Origin of the sequence: Dehalobacter sp. 12DCB1 (assembly GCF_004343605.1) — a bacterium.
In the GTDB taxonomy this organism is placed as follows: domain Bacteria; phylum Bacillota; class Desulfitobacteriia; order Desulfitobacteriales; family Syntrophobotulaceae; genus Dehalobacter.
Window position 1 is genome coordinate 53,416 of sequence record NZ_POSF01000019.1, and the last position, 18,181, is coordinate 71,596.

The 18,181-nt window shown below is 46.0% G+C and carries 17 protein-coding genes; 7 read left to right on the forward strand and 10 right to left on the reverse strand.

Annotated elements, in window-relative coordinates; genetic code table 11:
- Window positions 1-10: 10 nt before the first annotated feature.
- A complete protein-coding gene (locus C1I38_RS12360; RefSeq protein WP_119775010.1) occupies window positions 11-364 on the reverse strand; it encodes a hypothetical protein in 354 nt (117 codons plus the stop codon).
- 187 nt (window positions 365-551) lie between these two features.
- Here C1I38_RS12360 and C1I38_RS12365 point away from each other — a divergent pair, with 187 nt between their 5' ends.
- Window positions 552-1,541 (forward strand): sigma 54-interacting transcriptional regulator, encoded by a 990-nt coding sequence (locus tag C1I38_RS12365; RefSeq protein ID WP_119775009.1) that lies wholly within the window; start codon window positions 552-554, stop codon window positions 1,539-1,541.
- 25 nt (window positions 1,542-1,566) lie between these two features.
- Here the strand turns inward: C1I38_RS12365 and glmS are convergent, their stop codons facing one another.
- From glmS to cdaA, 5 genes are all read right to left on the reverse strand, one after another.
- Window positions 1,567-3,396 (reverse strand): glutamine--fructose-6-phosphate transaminase (isomerizing), encoded by a 1,830-nt coding sequence (gene glmS / locus C1I38_RS12370; RefSeq protein WP_119775008.1) that lies wholly within the window; start codon window positions 3,394-3,396, stop codon window positions 1,567-1,569.
- A 724-nt stretch (window positions 3,397-4,120) separates the two neighbouring features.
- Window positions 4,121-5,467, reverse strand: a complete 1,347-nt coding sequence (gene glmM / locus C1I38_RS12375; protein WP_119775007.1) for a phosphoglucosamine mutase — start codon at window positions 5,465-5,467, stop codon at window positions 4,121-4,123.
- Window positions 5,468-5,565: 98 nt separating this feature from the next.
- Window positions 5,566-7,173: an FAD-dependent protein gene (locus C1I38_RS12380; RefSeq protein ID WP_199698241.1), complete on the reverse strand. Its 1,608-nt coding sequence runs from the start codon at window positions 7,171-7,173 to the stop codon at window positions 5,566-5,568.
- An 11-nt stretch (window positions 7,174-7,184) separates the two neighbouring features.
- Window positions 7,185-8,432 (reverse strand): CdaR family protein, encoded by a 1,248-nt coding sequence (locus C1I38_RS12385; protein WP_026156216.1) that lies wholly within the window; start codon window positions 8,430-8,432, stop codon window positions 7,185-7,187.
- Entirely contained in the window at window positions 8,419-9,246 is an 828-nt protein-coding gene (cdaA, locus tag C1I38_RS12390) for a diadenylate cyclase CdaA (protein WP_119775006.1), read from the reverse strand. The genes C1I38_RS12385 and cdaA overlap by 14 nt, the downstream gene beginning before the upstream one ends.
- 126 nt (window positions 9,247-9,372) lie before the next feature.
- Here cdaA and C1I38_RS12395 point away from each other — a divergent pair, with 126 nt between their 5' ends.
- The 6 genes from C1I38_RS12395 to C1I38_RS12415 all read left to right on the forward strand — a co-directional run bounded on the left by C1I38_RS12395 (window position 9,373) and on the right by C1I38_RS12415 (window position 13,519).
- Entirely contained in the window at window positions 9,373-9,696 is a 324-nt protein-coding gene (locus C1I38_RS12395) for a nucleotide pyrophosphohydrolase (protein ID WP_020491165.1), read from the forward strand.
- A 314-nt stretch (window positions 9,697-10,010) separates the two neighbouring features.
- A complete protein-coding gene (locus C1I38_RS12400; RefSeq protein ID WP_015043826.1) occupies window positions 10,011-10,205 on the forward strand; it encodes a hypothetical protein in 195 nt (64 codons plus the stop codon).
- 19 nt (window positions 10,206-10,224) lie between these two features.
- Window positions 10,225-10,368 carry a hypothetical protein gene (locus C1I38_RS14085; protein WP_020491167.1) on the forward strand — a complete coding sequence of 48 codons (144 nt, stop codon included), beginning with the start codon at window positions 10,225-10,227 and terminating at the stop codon, window positions 10,366-10,368.
- Between the two features lie 204 nt (window positions 10,369-10,572).
- The gene (locus C1I38_RS12405; RefSeq protein WP_119775005.1) at window positions 10,573-11,484 is read left to right on the forward strand and encodes an alpha/beta hydrolase; all 912 of its coding nucleotides are present in this window, start codon (window positions 10,573-10,575) and stop codon (window positions 11,482-11,484) included.
- Between the two features lie 56 nt (window positions 11,485-11,540).
- Window positions 11,541-12,824: a hypothetical protein gene (locus C1I38_RS12410; protein WP_119775004.1), complete on the forward strand. Its 1,284-nt coding sequence runs from the start codon at window positions 11,541-11,543 to the stop codon at window positions 12,822-12,824.
- A 26-nt stretch (window positions 12,825-12,850) separates the two neighbouring features.
- Window positions 12,851-13,519 (forward strand): DUF6320 domain-containing protein, encoded by a 669-nt coding sequence (locus tag C1I38_RS12415; RefSeq protein WP_119775003.1) that lies wholly within the window; start codon window positions 12,851-12,853, stop codon window positions 13,517-13,519.
- A 29-nt stretch (window positions 13,520-13,548) separates the two neighbouring features.
- On the opposite strand, the gene hydF is transcribed toward C1I38_RS12415, so the two are convergent.
- The 4 genes from hydF to C1I38_RS12440 form a co-directional block, all read right to left on the reverse strand.
- Window positions 13,549-14,796: a [FeFe] hydrogenase H-cluster maturation GTPase HydF gene (gene hydF / locus C1I38_RS12420; protein ID WP_119775002.1), complete on the reverse strand. Its 1,248-nt coding sequence runs from the start codon at window positions 14,794-14,796 to the stop codon at window positions 13,549-13,551.
- Window positions 14,797-15,075: 279 nt separating this feature from the next.
- A complete protein-coding gene (gene hydE / locus C1I38_RS12430) occupies window positions 15,076-16,164 on the reverse strand; it encodes a [FeFe] hydrogenase H-cluster radical SAM maturase HydE (protein ID WP_119775001.1) in 1,089 nt (362 codons plus the stop codon).
- A 9-nt stretch (window positions 16,165-16,173) separates the two neighbouring features.
- Entirely contained in the window at window positions 16,174-17,625 is a 1,452-nt protein-coding gene (gene hydG / locus C1I38_RS12435) for a [FeFe] hydrogenase H-cluster radical SAM maturase HydG (RefSeq protein ID WP_119775061.1), read from the reverse strand.
- A 19-nt stretch (window positions 17,626-17,644) separates the two neighbouring features.
- Entirely contained in the window at window positions 17,645-17,896 is a 252-nt protein-coding gene (locus C1I38_RS12440) for a TM1266 family iron-only hydrogenase system putative regulator (RefSeq protein WP_020491174.1), read from the reverse strand.
- Between the last annotated feature and the right edge of the window lie 285 nt (window positions 17,897-18,181).

Sequence of the window (18,181 nt, forward strand, 5' to 3'; positions counted from 1 at the left end):
TAAGTTGGTTTTAATGATGATGACTGTGCTGTTCCGGATCTACTCCGTTAATCATTACTGTACGGTAGTCACAGCCGATATAGATCTGTTTTCCGCCCGGCAGGTCTAATGTGCAATCGGAAGAATCCTCCGTCCAGTCTTCAACAAGCGGTTCCAGCAAATCGATGATTGTCTCCAGACCGTTTTCTTCTTCGTCAATAACCTCAATGGTTGCAAAACCATAAGCCGAGGAGTTATTGCCATGAATCTCAAACGGGACCAGTTCACAGTCCTCCGGTAAAAGGGCGAGCACCTTCTGAATATGTTTCTTTTTTAAACCGCTTTCTGCAGGCACCATCCATGCTGCTGCATGATAGGTTGACAATGCGATGACCTCCTTACCCAGTAACAGGTTTTTCCAGATAATTATATTACTTAAGTGTCTGACAAAGCAAATTTTATTGATAGATTATTATGATATTTGGGTAAAATTTGAATTGACATAATTTTCAGATAATGATAATATTGACCCTAAGTATCTAATCGACAAAACAAAAGGAGCCGTAATTTTCATGTTATCTCAAGAAAGAATTGAAAAACAATCTCAACTTAATCAAGACACCATCCATACTTTTGAAGCCATTGTCGGGAAAAGTTGGCCTATTGTACAAGCCATTGATTTTGCTAGGAATATCAGCAAATCTACATATAATGTTCTGCTGAATGGTGAGAGCGGGACAGGGAAAGAGATATTCGCTCAGGCAATTCATCATGATTACTGTCCCGGGGGACCTTTTGTCGCCCTTAATTGTGCTTCTATACCTAGGAATTTAATCGAAAGTGAATTGTTCGGTTATGAAGGGGGTGCTTTTACCGGAGCCAACAAAAACGGTCAGCCCGGTAAAATAGAGGCTGCCAATGGTGGGACTTTGTTTTTGGATGAAATCGGGGATATGCCCTTGGAAGTCCAGCCTGTACTATTACGTGTCCTTGAGGACAAAAGAGTCGTCAGGATTAACAGCAGTAAGTACACCACGGTAAACTTCAGACTTATCGCCGCGACTAATCAGAACCTGTTTCAAATGGTACAGGAAAAAACATTTCGAAGCGATTTGTATTTCCGTTTATCCGTTTTAGCGATCGACATCCCCTCGCTGCGGGACAGGGGAAAGGATATTCTCCTGCTCGCACATCATTTTTTGGATCAGATCAGTAGAGAAATACAATGTGAACCACCCAAATTAAGTTTTGAGGTCTACAAAGCGCTCGTTGAATATACCTGGCCCGGGAACATCAGGCAGTTAAAAAATGCGATGGTGTATGCGGTCTTTAAAGCCAAGAATGGCATACTAAATATCGGAGACCTTCCAAATGAAATCAAACACAGGCAAACCACCGTGAGTGTAACACAAAACAATGATCCGCTGCCTTTAAGGGATATCCAGAAAGAAGCCATTATGCATGCTTTGTGTAAGAATAAAAACAAAGACGAAGCAGCTAGAGAGCTGGGCTTGTCAAAATCAACATTGTACAGAAAAATAAAGGAGTATGGCCTTAAGTAAAATATGACGCAAAATACTTTTTATCTTACTCAACAGTCACTGATTTGGCCAGGTTCCTGGGCTTATCGACATCGTTCCCTCTAGCGATGGAAACATAGTAGGACAGAAGCTGCAGTGGAATCACCGTTAAGAGTGGAGCAAGCTCATTGGCGGTTTCCGGGATATAGAATATTTCATTAACCGACTTGTGGAAATTGGTATTTCCTTTAAACGTAAACCCGATGACCTTGGCGTCCCTGGCTTTAACCTCGATCACATTCGAGACCGTTTTCTCATACAAGTCTCTCTGGGTTGCGAGCGCGATAACCGGGGTATCCTCCGTAATCAGTGCGAGTGTGCCATGCTTTAATTCGCCCGAAGCATAGGCTTCGGCGTGAATATACGAGATTTCTTTGAGTTTCAGGGAACCTTCCTGCGCAACTGCCCAGTCCAGACCGCGGCCGATGAAGAATGTGCTGCCCACTTCTTCAAAGTACCTGGCTAGGGTCTTAATGCGTTCAGCTCCTTCTTTGAGGATAATTTCCGCTTTATCAGGGATTTTGCCGAGCTCGGAAATAATCTCTGTGATCCATTCCTTTGGCATGGTTCCTTTGGCCTGCGTAAGATAAAGTGCAAGCAGGATCATTCCTTCGATCTGGGTCGTATAAGCCTTCGTCGAGGCCACGGCAATTTCCGGTCCTGCCCAGGTGTGGATCACATCGTGTGCTTCCCTAGCCACGGAGCTGCCGACGACATTGGTGATCGCGATAACTCTGGCTCCCTTCTTTTTGGATTCTCGCAAAGCTGCCAGGGTGTCGGCCGTTTCTCCCGACTGGCTGATTACAACGACCAGGGTTTTATCATCAATCAAAGGGGCTCTGTATCGGAATTCTGAAGCAATATCGACTTCGACCGGTATTTTAGCCCAGTGTTCAATCAACCCTTTGCCGATCAGTCCGGCATGATACGCAGTTCCGCAGGCAACAATTGCTACTTTATTAAATAAAGCAACCTCTTTCGGGGTAAGATCCACTTCCTGCAGCACAACATGGTCGTGATTCAGTCTTCCGGCCAACGTGTCCCGCAGGGCCTTCGGCTGTTCAAAAATCTCTTTCAGCATAAAGTGCTCGTAACCGCCCTTTTCGGCTGCCACGGCATCCCAGGTGACTTCAAAGACACTCTTTTCAATACATTCGCCTGTCGTAAAATTACAGAACTTCAAACCTTCGTCCGAGACGGTCACCATTTCTCCATCTTCCATGATGTACGTCTTTCTCGTGTATTTAAGCACTGCCGGGATATCGCTCGCGACGAAATATTCTCCATCTCCGATACCGACAATCAATGGACTGTCTTTGCGGGCTGCAATCATAACATTGGGATTCTTATAGCTTAGAACGACAACTGCATAGGACCCTGCTACCTTGGCCAGCATTTTTTTGACTGCATCCTGAAGGTCTCCTTCATAAAAATGTTCGACTAGGTGGGCCAGTACTTCCGTATCCGTTTCGGAACGGAAAAGATGACCCTCCGCAGTTAACCATTCTCTAAGCTCGAGATAATTCTCAATAATTCCGTTATGTACAACGGCAAAGTCTCCATGGCAGTCCATATGAGGGTGAGCATTGACATCAGACGGTCTGCCGTGCGTCGCCCACCGGGTATGGCCGATTCCAATTCTTGCATTGTAAGAGCGATTGCTCAGCTTCTCCTCTAAATTGACAAGTTTCCCAACACTCTTGGTGATCCGGATCCCGCCTTCTTCCATGACCGCTATGCCTGAGGAATCATATCCCCTATATTCAAGCTTTTTTAGACCTTCAACCAGAATCGGAACAGCCGATTTCTCTCCAAAATATCCTACGATACCACACATGTTTCTGTTCTCCTCGTTTCAAATTCAAATAATTTAGTTTCATCTCATTCGGTTATGACGTGTTCCTATAACATTATATTTCTGTTAGCCATAAAAAATAGCCGTAAAGGACGGCTATAGATTTCTAACCTATCAACATAAAGCAAGAGAAGATATAACAAGGCGAGACAATCAAAACAAGTCAAGCCTGTTAACCTGTTCGTGACTTCTTTTCCAATTTCTTCGCAATCGGACTCAGGAAAGCACGAACAACTGAAGGTATTCCGCAAAGAAAACCTTCTTCCTGTTTGATCCGCTTTTTGTCCCGGAAATTGCTTTCCGGATTTACAGCAAATCTAACGATGACAAGCCACCGAGAGGCACCCGCCGAAAACTTCGATTAACCTCTTCCTCGTCAACCCTGAATGGGTTCTGGCGCTACATTTCTGTGCGGAAAAATCCGCAGTGTAAACTTTGTACTGTAAACCGTCAAAATCGTCCACTATTCATTTTTTTAATCCCTGCAGCCTATTTTTCAACCATCTCCTTATAAATAGTCAATTATCTATCAGTGTAATAGACCGGCAATGCTTCTGACTTTCCTATTATAATCCATATGAGAAAATAGGTACAGACCTATTTTCTATATGGATTATCTGAAGATTATCTGAAAGAAAACTTAGTTGGTGCCGGTCTATTACATTTTTATTCTATTACGTTTTCCGTCAAAGGGTTCTAACTCCGTTCAGCCAAGGTCATTCTGATCGACAAGCCTGACCACCTTAACGACTTCTTCGGCCAACCTGGTTAATTCCTGCTGGTCCGGTCCTTCCAGCATAACCCGGATTAGGGACTCCGTACCGGACGGACGAACAAGGATCCTGCCGTCCTCACCCAGGTTTTCCTGAATCTCTCTGATCTTCAGGTTCACTTGCTCATTCTCCATAATTTTGTCTTTGCTCCCGACACTGGTATTCACCAGGACCTGCGGGAATCGTTTCATTTGTTTGGCCAGCTCGGACAGCTTAGCTTTTTTCTCTTTTAATACGGACAGCAACTGCAGACCCGAGAGCAATCCGTCTCCCGTCGTATTGTGTTCCAGAAAAATAAGATGGCCGGACTGTTCCCCACCGAGGACCGTACCAGATTCCAGCAGTTTCTCCATGACGTAGCGATCCCCAACCTTGGTCTCAAGGATTCGGATACCCGCTTTGCGGAGAGCTTTATGCAGTCCCATGTTGCTCATCACGGTTACGACCAGTGAATCATGGGCCAGCTTCCCTTTCTCCTTCAGAGCTTGTGCACAGATCACCATGATCATATCCCCATCAAGAATATTGCCGTTCTCATCAACCGCGATGATCCGGTCCGCATCCCCGTCGCAGGCCAGCCCGAGGTCAGCACCATGCTGCAATACTTCTTTGGCGAGCACTTCCGGATGCGTCGAACCGCAGTGGACATTAATATTGATCCCGTCAGGCTGGTTGTAGAGCGGTATAACCTCGGCACCGAGATCGGCCAGTACTTTTGGGCCCACTTCAAAGGCTGCGCCATTGGCACAGTCTAGGACAATTTTAAGATTTTTAAGTGATACGGAGGTTTTTTTCAGGAATGTGCTATATTTCTCCGACGCATTTTCGACTTCCACAATACTGCCGATCTCGCTGCCTGAAGGCAATTCCAGTTCATCAATCCTTTTTAATGTATCTTCAATTTCATCTTCCAACTCGTCCGAAAGTTTAAATCCGCTTCCGGCAAAAAATTTAATACCGTTGTCCTCATAAGGGTTATGCGACGCCGAAATAACAACACCGGCACTTGATTTGAGCGTCCGCGTTAAAAATGCAACGCCCGGCGTTGGAAGGACTCCGGCCTTCAGTACATCGACTCCCATCGAACAAATACCCGCTGCCAGTGCTGCCTCCAACATATCTCCGGATATCCGGGTATCCTTGCCAATGACAATTTTGGCTTTTTCCTGCCCTTTTCCCAAAACATACGCTCCGGCTTTTCCAAGCTTGAAGGCAAGCTCCGGTGTAAGCTCCGTATTTGCTTTTCCTCTGACTCCATCCGTTCCAAAAAGTCTGGCCAAATCCCAGCTCCCCTTTCATTTCCAGCCAACTTAAGGTTATATATACTGCTTAATTGGTTTAAATTCTTCTCTACATTGCTGCATTTCTCTGATCTATCTTACTCTTTGGGTGCATATTGCGCCATTAACTTTTCGGCGGCCCTGAGTCCGTCGACCGCCGAACTGGTGATCCCACCGGCGTACCCAGCTCCTTCTCCTGCTGGAAACAGACCTTTCAGGTTTACAGACTGGCCTGATTCATCTCGCAGGATCCTGACAGGCGCACTCGTTCTAGATTCGACTCCGGAAAGTGTAGCTTCGGCACCGGCAAAACCTCTCATTTTCTGATCAAAGGCCAGCAGGGCTCTCTCGAGCACGCTGCCGATTTCATACGGCAAAATTGTATGCAGATCCACGGATGTATATCCTGGCCGGTACGTCGGTACAAGCGAAAATTTTTTTGTCAGCTGATTCCGTAAAAAATCCTGTACGGATTGAGCGGGCACACAGTAATTCCTTCCTCCGGCCTGGAAAGCCTTCTGCTCCCATTCCCGTTGGAAGTCAATCCCTGCTAATGGATCACTAGAGGCAAAGTCCTCCGGACTGACTGTCACAACAACTGCACTGTTCGCAATGGTAGTTTCCCTGGAAAAGTTACTCATCCCATTGGTGACAATCCCTCCGTCTTCGGAAGAAGAGGCAATCACCTGTCCGCCGGGGCACATGCAAAACGTATAAGCGCCTCGGCCGCTGCTTATATCTTTATAGGTCAGCTGATAGTCTGCCGGACCTAGCCGAGGGTGGAAAGGGATCCCATATTGGGTCAGGTTGACATATTCCTGCCGATGCTCAATTCGCAGGCCGACCGCAAAAGGCTTCGCTTCTAGCTGCACGCCCAGAACCTTCAGGAACTGATAAACGTCTCGGGCACTGTGTCCGACTGCCAGAATCACCGTTTCTGCCGGGATCGTCTCCGCACCATCGATCTCCACAGCCTCCAGTTGATTATTGACGGTTTTCAAACCGGTCACTTTGGTCCGGAAGAGCACCTCACCGCCCAAAGCTTCAATTTTAGCCCGCATTGCGGCGACGACCTTCTTCAGTATGTCAGTCCCTATATGTGGTTTAGCTGCATACAGAATTTCGGGGTTGGCTCCGAATTCCACAAAATTCTCCAATACTTCCCGTACTCTTCGGTCATCAATCCGGGTGGTCAGCTTGCCATCGGAAAATGTCCCGGCACCGCCTTCCCCAAATTGGACATTACTCTCCGAATCGAGGGTTCCTGTATTCCAGAAGCGTTCAACTGCTACGCTCCTATCTTCAACTTTGTCTCCACGTTCCAGTACCAGTGGCCTGTAGCCTTTCCTAGCCAGGGCCAACGCAGCAAAATATCCGGCAGGTCCTGTCCCCACCACAATCGGCCGGGAAGTAAGTTTGGAATTCGGACAGTTGTTTAGTGGGTACTTTTGGACAAACACTTTTTCTTTCAGCCGTGGATAATGAGCCATTGCTTTTCTTAATTCCGGCCCGGAAATTTGCACAGAAAACTCAACGGTATAAACAAAAAAAAGCTCCGGCTTTTGGCGTGCGTCAACAGAACGCCGCAGTATCCGCAGATTATTGATCTTTTCGCGTGTCACTTTTAATCTGCGGGCCAGAATATCCGGCAGTTCCGCATCATCCTGGTCCACAGGCAGCTTTATGTCCAACCAAATCAGATTCAATCTATCCAACTCTATTCTTTGTTATCTCCAGAAGCAGCTGCGCTTGCCTTCAGAACAAGCTGCACTTTGGGTACGCTCACCATGGTTACCCCGGAAGGAACTTCCCACAGCACCGTCGTATCGGAGTAAGTACCTTCCTTCAAACCTTTGGCATCTACCCAGGCAGAAATATCCCCCTGTTGCAGCGCCGCGAGGATATCCGGATACCCACTGACCTTGATATCAATGGGTGAGACGATATCTGCTGCCAGACCGTCGGGAATATTCTTGATCCCGACAGGTATCCCTTTGATGGTTTCATTCACAGCTTTGGCATCGACATAAACCATCACACTGATTTTCGTCCCTTGACTGAAGAACACTCCTTCCGGCAGCGTAATCGAATTCAGGGAAATATCAATCGCTTTGGTACTGGTGATGCCGCTGATATCAACGGTTCCAAGGTTTAAATATTGAATTGCCTTAAGCTTTTTCTCTGCCCCTACAAGCTTAATCTGCGATGGAAGCGGAGTCACGAGCCGTACTTCCATTCCATCTGCGGGTGTCCCCTTCGTCGCTACCCGGAGCGACACGGTCTTGCTCGCATTCCCTTTCGGGTAAACAGGCATGATCACTTCGACAGTATCAGGAAAGGCCTGCAGCGACTTGTAGTAAGGATCAGCTGCAAAAATCCCCTTGTTTTCAATATCCTCATAAGTAACAGGTCTAACGACACTTTTGCTTTCGGTGAGTCCGGTGAAATCAACGTTGACGATGACACTCTCCAGATTCGCCAAGATGGAGGCAGGTCCGCGCACGTTCACCACCGAGGGTGTGAACAGCATCTCTCCTGCCTCGTAGCCGGAAGCCGGTTCACCTGTAACATTTGCCTCAACCTTTACGATCTTGTCTTCGAGTTGGTCCAGCTTCAGTGTCACTGATTTCGGGCTGATTTCTTCAACTTTGACACCTTCGGGTGCATTAATTTGGACATCATACGTTGATTCTCCAGCCACAGCGTCTTTAAGGTCAACATAGGCAACCGGGTTGGTGCTGCTTTCCTGAGAAGAACTGTCGATCCGAATGGTAATTGTCGGAATCGGCGTTATGATCGCAATATTGGAGGGCTGGTTGTAAGCTACCAGCTGGACGGGAATAATATTTTTGTTAAAAAGTGTGGCGTTACTCTGACTGGTCAGCCACACCCAGAAGACAATCGCCAGGATGAGAGAAATCACTTTATATCCAAGGTTTCGCCGTAGAATATCACGTATTGGCATTGTTGTCACCTCTTCGGAACAGATTGTGCCCGGAAGCTTTTTCGACCAGGATCTCATTCTTCAAAAGATCCCGCAGGCTTTTTTCATCAAGGAAGCGGGTGAGCCTACCGTTTTTAGCCGTAGAAATGGCACCAGTTTCTTCAGATACAATGATAACCAGCGCATCTGATACCTCTGAAAGCCCTAGAGCAGCTCTATGTCTGGTCCCTAAATCCTTCTGCAGCCCGTTATCCTGGGTCAAAGGCAAAAAACAGCCTGCGGCCGCAACTCTATCCCCACGGATAATCACCGCACCGTCATGGAGCGGCGATTTTGGAATAAACAGATTGACCAAGAATTCTGAAGAGACAACTCCGTCAATTTTAACACCGGTCTCAACATATTCCTGAATCCCGGTCGTTTTTTCAAGGACGATCAGAGCGCCAATGCGACTTTGTGATAAAACCTGACTGCACCTGACAATTTCCTCGATCAGCTTCTTATATTCCTCAGGTCCGGTTGTCGCCGGGTGCATGGTAATAAACTTACCTCTGCCAATCTGTTCCAGGGTCCTTCTTAACTCAGGCTGAAAAACGACAGGCAGCGCAACAACCAACATGGTCCAGACATTGTCCACCATCCAGTTCAGCGTTGTAAGTCCAAGCTGTCTTGCAATCAAAGAAATGACCATAAACACAAAAAGACCCTTGATTAATTGGACGGCCCTTGTTCCTTTAATCAGCATAAGCAATTGATAGATAATGATCGCGACAACGACAATATCTACGAAATCTTTCCATTCAATCACTTGTGCAAATGTCTGCAGATATGCCACTGTCTCACTCCTTGAAAAATATATCAATGGATCATGATTCTACATTAATCCCTAAATTCCTTGCCCGACAGGAAAAATTCCCTTAAAATTGAGCTTATAATAAACTGCAAGGGAGTACTGTTTGCGATGGATATCAAAGATTGGCAAAAAGAAGTCGATAATTGGATTTCCCAATTCGAAGAAGGTTACTGGCAGCCCTCTTCGATGATGCTCCGGCTGATCGAAGAAGTTGGTGAGCTGGCCAGGGAGGTTAATCACCATTACGGAGAAAAACCCAAGAAACCGTCCGAGCAGGAAGGTGATCTTGCGCTGGAAATGGCCGACATTCTGTTTATCATCATATGTATGGCCAATTCGCTTCAGATAGACCTTGAAAAATCCTTTGAAGAAATGATGGAAAAATACCGTCTCCGGGATAGCAACCGCTGGGCCAGAAAACAGCCGGAATGACTAATCGGGCGTATTTACAACAAGTACCATTTTATACCTTTTTCTGTAATTAGTAAAATATTTTTTATTCATATCCAGTACTTGGCAAAATCTATTGACCATCAATATTTCATTATGCTAAAGTAGGCTGAAGAGATACATATTTAATTAGACTTGGCGCAAACTTATCTAATGCCCCTGGACGCAGGGGTATTTTTCTATTTAATATTAAAGTTTTTTATTAATTATTGTCAAAAAATTTCATTTGAAAAGCTAATAAAATTTTCTAATTTGGTTAAAGATAAAGACAGAATTTAATTTAGGAGGGAATGACGATGCGAGAAGGCTTGATACCAAGCGCATTAGGAACTGCAGTCACAGCAGCCGGTGTTGCCTTGAGGGTCAAAGATATGAAAAAAAATGGTATGAGCAAAAGAGAAGTATATCCCCTAATCAGTGCAGGGATTATCGGGTTTGGTCTGGCCCATATGATATTGGGCGGGATTGACTTATATGAACACCGCTTTTAATTTAAGGAGGTCTAAAACCGTGGACAATCTCATGCATATGGATTTTGCTCAACTTGATCAGAATCAGCTAAATCAGGTCAAACAAGCTGAATCAACCCTGAATTCTCAATACAAAGCAAACAATGAAGAACTGATTTTATTGGCTTTTAAAAGAAGCAAGTAAGAGCCAGCTGACCGCAAAAGTTGCCCAAAGAAAAGACCAGATAATACATGCTGTCTGGTATTTCTTTGGGTTATTTTGCTCCTATTTTCTTATTTTATGAATAATTTTTTTTGGGTTCGAATTCAATGGAATTCAAATCGCTATACTTGTGATTTTCGATTATAATGGAGTCAGGATAGGATAGCACGAAAGAGAGGTCGTTGAATGAAACGCTTCAAAAGAAGACTTTTAAAGGCACTTTCCTATCCGGATGTAAATATTAAGAAGACCTATAGGATCTACCGGAAAGTCCAAAAGGTTGTACATCCGTATTTTAAGCCGTTGTACCATTTATTGGATCATAAGATCATTGTTGGCTCAAGAGAAATCCCCGTGCGCATTTTTCGTCCTGAAAAGCAGGAAGTCTCCGGAGTTCTAATCTTCTTTCACGGCGGAGGATGGGTTACTGGAGATATTGATTCTTACACCCATGTCTGTGCCAAAATGACAAATCAGACCCATCATACGGTTATTTCCGTAGATTATCTTTTAGCGCCGGAGAACCCTTTCCCTGCCGGCATTGAGGAATGTTATCATGTTACCAGAGAGTTATTCTTACGGCATGATCTGCTGCAATGCAGCCCCAAGGATATTACCTTGATTGGGGACAGTGCGGGCGGTAATCTGGCAGCAGCCGTATCTTTGATGGCCAGAGACAGGGGCGAATTTCTGCCTACCCGTCAAATATTGATCTATCCCGCGACCTACATTGATCATAGCCCCAGTTCCCCATTTCCGTCTATTCGGGAAAATGGTACAGATTATATATTAACCGCCAAACGCATTCAGGATTATATGGATCTATATGTCCAAAGAGAAGAAGACCGCAACAACCCTTACGTAGCACCACTCTTAGCCAAAGATTTATCGAATCAGCCCCAGACACTGATTATCACGGCTGAATTTGATCCGCTCCGCGATGAGGGAGAGGCTTATGGAATACGTTTGAGGGAATCCGGCAACGACGTCAGGTTATACCGAATGAAAGACGCGGTTCATGGCTTCTTCTCGCTGGCATGGAACACAGAGCACCTCATTACATGCTATAAGGTGATCAATTCTTTTTTAGATGGCTAGTCATTATTAACCTTAATATTAAAGTTAACATAGTACGATATCAGAAAGGTGATCGAATGAGACAGCGAAAGAGCGTTGAGTGGACAAGACTGGATAATGCCTCTAAGATCTTTCCGGCAACATGCGGCAATAAAGACACGAAAGTATTCCGGCTGGCCTGTGAACTCTATGAAGCTGTAGATGCTGAAATATTACAGGAAGCCTTAAATATCACGATGGATTATTTTCCATTTTACAAATCCATTTTAAGGAAAGGTGTATTCTGGTATTATTTTCAGACCAGCGACCTGCATCCTGTAGTTGAAAGGGAGTCTGACCCAGTCTGTGCGCCGATTTATCTTGATGACAGAAAAAATTTGCTTTTCCGGGTGTCCTATTACCACAGCAGAATCAATGTGGAAATTTTTCATGCTTTATCTGACGGTACAGGGGCACTCTGGTTCATGAAAACTCTGGTCTATCATTATATCCGTCTGCGGCATAAGGAAGCCTTTGCGGACCAAATCCCTGAATTCAAGCCAAACGCCTCGATCAGCGAAAAAATGGATGACAGTTTCGGCAGGTATTTTGAAGGCCGGGATTTGGATATCCTGAAGTTGATGGATAACCCGAACAAGGTGAAATTGGTCCGGACTTATCATGTCCGCGGAACAAGGCTGGATGAAAACAGAGTAAAGGTAATTGAAGGTTCGATGTCTGTCAAGGCAGCTTTGGGATTAGCACATAAATACAATGTTACTTTGACTGTTTTTATTGCTGCCTTGTTTATTTATGCCCTACATAAAGAAAGGCCGGTACGCACGAAGAATGATCCTGTTGTTTTGTCCGTCCCGATTAACTTGCGGAATTTTTTTGAATCGGAAACAACCAGAAATTTTTTTAGTACGATGAATATTGGTTATGCCTTTGGCCAAGAAAGCTCCGATTTTCAAGACGTGATTCAAGGCGTAAGCGGGGACTTTCAGAAAGAGCTTACTGCAGAAAGCTTAAATCAACGCTTAAATCAATTAATGTCGATTGAAAAGAATCTTTTGACCCGGATTATTCCTTTGCCTTTCAAGGATTATTCCCTACGCTTTGCCAGCAAAATCGCTGACAGGGGGATCACTGCGGCGGTAACAAATATCGGTCAAATCTTGCTTCCAGAAGAGTTCAAACGCTATATTCGGCAGTTTAGTCTTTGCAGCAGCGCCAGAATGCCTCATATCAGCATATGCTCCTACAATGACAGGCTGTCTGTGAGTTTTAGTTCACCCTTCCAGGAGACTGAAATCCAACGAACTTTTTTTGAGTTCCTTTCGGAAAAAGGCATCGACATTGAGATTACAAGCAATCTTTAATTGAGTAAACAGAGAGGATCATTTTTATGCAATATTGCAGCCACTGCCAGGTCCGCATACGCGGTAATAAAAAGGATTGTCCCCTATGTGGAAATATTTTGCCGGGAGACAATGGTGCCTGCGGTCAGCAGGAAATTTATCCGGTGGTTCCTCCGTTCTATGAACGGCATCTGGCCCTGCGGATTATGATTTTTGTCTCTGTCGTTGCTCTGGTCGTCAGTTTTATGGTCTATGCGTTATTTCCCTCGACTATAAACTGGCCCGTTTTCGCTTTATTCGGTCTCATCAGCATGTGGTTGAGTTTAATTATCGTCATTAAGAAAAGACATCATATTACCAAGAATATCATGTGGCAGGTAACCATTTTATCTTTTCTTAGTGTTGTCTGGGACTGGGGAACCGGCTGGCGGGGCTGGTCCCTGGACTTTGTTGTTCCTATTTTGTTTGTTTCCGCCATGTTCGTGCTGTATGTAACGGCGAAAATTATGAAACTCAGGGCCAGGGATTACATCACTTATTTTTTGTTAGATGGCCTTCTCGGCATCATTCCGGTAATATTCCTCTTGTTTGACTGGATTCATGTACTATACCCTTCCGTAATCTCTGTTGCCATCAGCATCATATTCCTGTCTGCGATCCTGATCTTTCAAGGGGAAAATATCAAGGCAGAACTGGCCAAACGCATGCATATTTAACAAGGTTGTGGCCGGAGTCACGGGGATGCTTATTCAACCGGCTCAGTTTCTTCCAAAGCCAGACTTGCGGCGTGGAAGGGCCTTAATGCCCTTGGGAGAATGCCCATTATGTATGCGATCAATATTCCATAATTGGTGATTGATGTGCCACGTTCCCGTGCTTTTTCCACTCGGTACTGCATTTCCCTGCGGTTCAACATACAGCCGCCGCAGTGGATGATCACGGCATATCCGGAGATATCCTTTGGAAAACAGGCACCGCTTGCCCATTCAAATTCAATTCCCCCGCCCGCGATCTGGCGTATCCAGCGCGGGATTTTTACTTTACCGATGTCATCCGACTGACGGTGATGGGTACAACCCTCGACAATGAGAACCTTGTCCCCAGGAGCCAGCCTCTCAATACCCCTGACACCTCGTACCATTTCCGCGAGGTCCGCCTTTTGCCGTGCGAATAGAATTGAAAACGATGTCATGGGAATCTCAGGAGGGGTGTCCGCGGACACTTTAAGAAAGGCTTGTGAATCCGTAATCACGATAGTGGGGGGCGTGTTTAAACGTTCGAGCGTTAGCTTAAGCTCGTGCTCTTTTGTTATGACCGCTATCGCATCGCTTTCGATGATATCGCGGATCGTCTGTTGCTGAGGAAGTATCAGCCTGCCTTTGGGAGCCGACTTGTCGATGGGTGTCACGAGTACGGCAATGTCACCCGCGTGGATCAAATCGCTGACCAGCGCCGGTTCCGCATCCTCAAATCCAGAATTTGCAATGATTTGCTTTTTTATTTCATCAATCCCAAATCCGTTTATTGTGCTTGCGCATATCAGCGGGATCCCGGTAAGCTCTTTCAGCTTCTCAAGTTCGCCCGCGTCCAGCACTCCTTTGTCACATTTATTCAGTACGCAAACGGACGGGACCTTCCTTCGCTTGAGTTGTTCAATGAATTCCGCCTCAAACTCCGAGATTCCTAACTGCACATCAACGGCAACAATTGCGAGGTTGCATTTCCGCAGAACTTCATAGGTTTTCTCAACACGTAGCGCTCCAAGTCCGTCCACGTCATCGAGTCCCGCGGTATCAATCAATACGACCGGCCCGATCGGCAAAAGCTCCATGGCTTTGTAAACGGGGTCCGTCGTCGTCCCCGGCACATCGGAAGTAATCGCAATGTCCTGCCCGGTGATAGCGTTGATAAGAGAGGATTTCCCGGCATTCCGTTTTCCGAAAAGCCCTATAGCAAACCGGCTTGCCATAGGTGTTGCGTTCATATTTTCCATTGCCCTTTTCTCCTTTTCCATTGCGGCTCTAGGTGACGTAAGCCGTTCCGGTTTTAAAATTTCATCCAGCGTCTGTTTATCCATCAGACGTTGTTCTAAGACGATTTCCTCTACCGGTCTGCCTGTTTTTCGGCAGAGGGCGGCGACTTCTGATGCCTTATCCTAACCGATGTATCCGGTTAGGACCGTTGCCAGGGTGAAGCTACCATTCAGTTTTCGCAATGTCAATTCCATAATACGCGCCGTCACTGATTTGCATCTCACCCAGCATATCTTGTTCTATCCGCATGATGAATCCTTTCCCAAAAAGTCTATATAGTCCCCGCGTGAAAAATCAGGTATATAACCGACTGACGTAATACGCCGTGCAAGACAAGAAAGACACTCGGCCGCCTCTTCACCGATACAAATTTTGTGATCATATATGTCATAATCCTTGCGGTGCTTAACCGGGGAAAGATTAGGCATAACGACATTGGCGCCGGCTTTCAGACCTTTTTCACGCCCCAGAGGGTCAACTGTGCCGAGCGCTGTTGTAGCGGGCAGCAATGTTTTCGGCAACATAATCCGGATAAGCGACAACAAGGTCAAAGTCCGGCCGGAGGACGGCGTGCAGTAACCTCGAAACCTTGTATCTTTTTGTGGAATAAACGGACCGATGCCGATCATTTGGGGTTTCAGTTCCCTCAGAAACAGAAAATCCTCCGCCAGTGTATCGAAGGTCTGGAAAGGGGAATCTACCATAAAGCCGGCTCCGACCTGATAGCCGATCTCCTTTAGATGATATAGGCACTGTTTGCGATTTTTTAAGCTGAGTTCCGGCGGATGTAGTTTGACGTAATGGGACTGATCGGCCGTTTCATGACGCAAAAGGTACCGGTCAGCCCCAGCATCGAATAGGTGTTTATAGGAAGCGAAACTTCGCTCTCCTATTGAGAGGGTCACCGCACAATCCGAAAAAAACTCCTTGATCCCTGATATGATGTTGCACAGCCGCGCGTCTGTAAAATACTTATCCTCGCCGCTTTGCAGCACAAAGGTGCGAAAACCCAGATCATAGCCCGTCCGGCAGCAATCAAGAATTTCCTCCGGCGTCAAACGGTACCTTTTGACACTTCGGTTGCTTCTGCAAAGTCCGCAGTAGAAACAATCGTTCCTGCAAAAGCTGGAAAACTCGATCAGCCCCCGAAAGTAAACCTTTCTGCCATAATACTTTTCCCGCAGCTCATTTGCATAAGAGGACATCACCGACCATTCTTCTGCTGTTGCTTCCTCAAAAAAATACTGGATAATCTCGGAAAGTTCCTTTCTTCCGGCTGAATTCATCCATTTTGAGAATCCTTCCGGGTCTTTTAGACTTAAATCCATAGACTTCTCCTACAGGCGTAAATCACGTTCGCCGTTTTCCAGCCGCTTTAAATTCTCAAGTATCGTGTCGTAGACTGGATCGCCTTTAAACCGCTCGACATGCTGTTTGAGAACTTTTTCGCCTTTGGCCCTTGTTTCATCCGACGCATAGTCGAGCAGGTATTCCTTCAGCGTGAAAATCGCATTCGGTATGCAGTAGTTATGTACGAACCTGGATTTTGCGACCTTCATAAAATGTTCTCCCGTACGGCCTGCACGGTAGCATGCCGTGCAAAAAGAGGGGATAAACTGCATATCGCATATTTCGCCGACAACATCATCCAGTGCACGCGAATCAGCAATGGAGAACTGCTCTTTGTCGGGAAGCTGGTTTGCATCCTTGGACTGTGCATAAGCACCGACGCCAATGCGCGTTCCAGCATCGATCTGTGAAACCCCAAACGAGATTACCTCCCTACGCACTTTTTCCGGTTCACGTGCAGTACAAATCATGCCGGTATATGGGACGGACAGGCGCAAGACGGCAACAAGTTTTTTGAAGTCGCTGTCGCTGACCGCATACTCGGAGTGATCGGAGAATGGCGTACCGGTCGCCGGAGTGATTCTGGGGAATGAAATCGTGTGTGGTCCCACACCGTTGAATGTTTCCTCCAAATAAATGGTATGGTACAGAAGGCCCATGACTTCAAAACGCCAGTCGTACAGGCCGAATAAAACGCCGATCCCGTTGTCGTCGATACCGGCCTTCCGTGCCCTGTCCATACAGTAGAGTCTCCAACGGTAATGCCCCTTGATGGTCCCGGCCGGATGTATTTTACGATAAGTTTCATGGTGGTAGGTTTCCTGAAAAACCTGGAAGGTGCCAATGCCAACTTCTTTTAGTTTTTTCAATTCATCGACAGTGAGCGGCGCACAGTTAATGTTTGCACGGCGGATTTCACCGTGCTGTGTTTTTACGCTGTAGACTTTTCTGATCGTATCGCACATGAAATCCACTTCGGTTGCGGGAGATTCGCCATAAACGAGTACAGTACGTTTCTGGCCTTCCTCTATCATGATCCGCACTTCCTGCTCGATTTCATTCATACTAAGCGTCTTACGGTGCATCACCGTGTTGCTTGCGCGGAAACCACAATATTTGCAGTTGTTCGCGCATTCATCGCTGATATAAAGCGGCGCGAAAAACACGATACGGTCTCCGTAAACCTCTTCTTTCAGCTGATGGGCCAGTTCATACATCTCCTGTATCGTATCCTCATCCTTGTTTTGGATAAGAATCGCTGTTTCCTCCGGCTCGAGCCGTACACACTGCTCCGCTTTTTTTAACACGCGCCGCACGTCTTCTCTAGATGGGTTGTGCCATTTATTCAGCTGTTCCCATATCTTGTCGTCGTCAATAAAATCATGCTCAAGCTTGTCGTACTCCTCGAATTCCTTTTGATATTTATCGAGAAAATTCATATTTTGCGTACCTTTCAAATTACTTATTGCTTTTTGTAATCATGGATTTAACGGACGCGCCGGAGACCCGGCCCAGTTTGCCGGTCAGCGCACTGATTTCATCATTACTGCCGTCGACAATCAGTGAGATGACCGATACGCCCCGTTCTCCGTAGGGAATTCCCATCCGTCCGACGACCAGTCCGGCATATTCATGCAGAATCGCATTGATATGCTCCACACAAGAGAGATCTTCAACCACAATACCAATAATACCAATTCTTTTGTTCATAGGTTTGACCTCCTTCTAAAATCAAAAACTCCCTTTCCGCAAGCCACGGAAAGGGAGCAAAACGGCAAAAAAAGAAAACACACATGCCGGATGAGCGCCTTTCCACTCGGATATACCTTGCGGTCGGGTAAAAAAACGAGCCTTGTATCTCCAGACAAACGAGTTGAGGGCAGATACATTGCAAATTCAATTTAAGTTAAAATTTATCACGTATTTTTTAGGTTGTCAAGACAGTTCTAGGGTATGGTTCTATGCATTATTCCGTCCTTTTTGCATTGACTACAT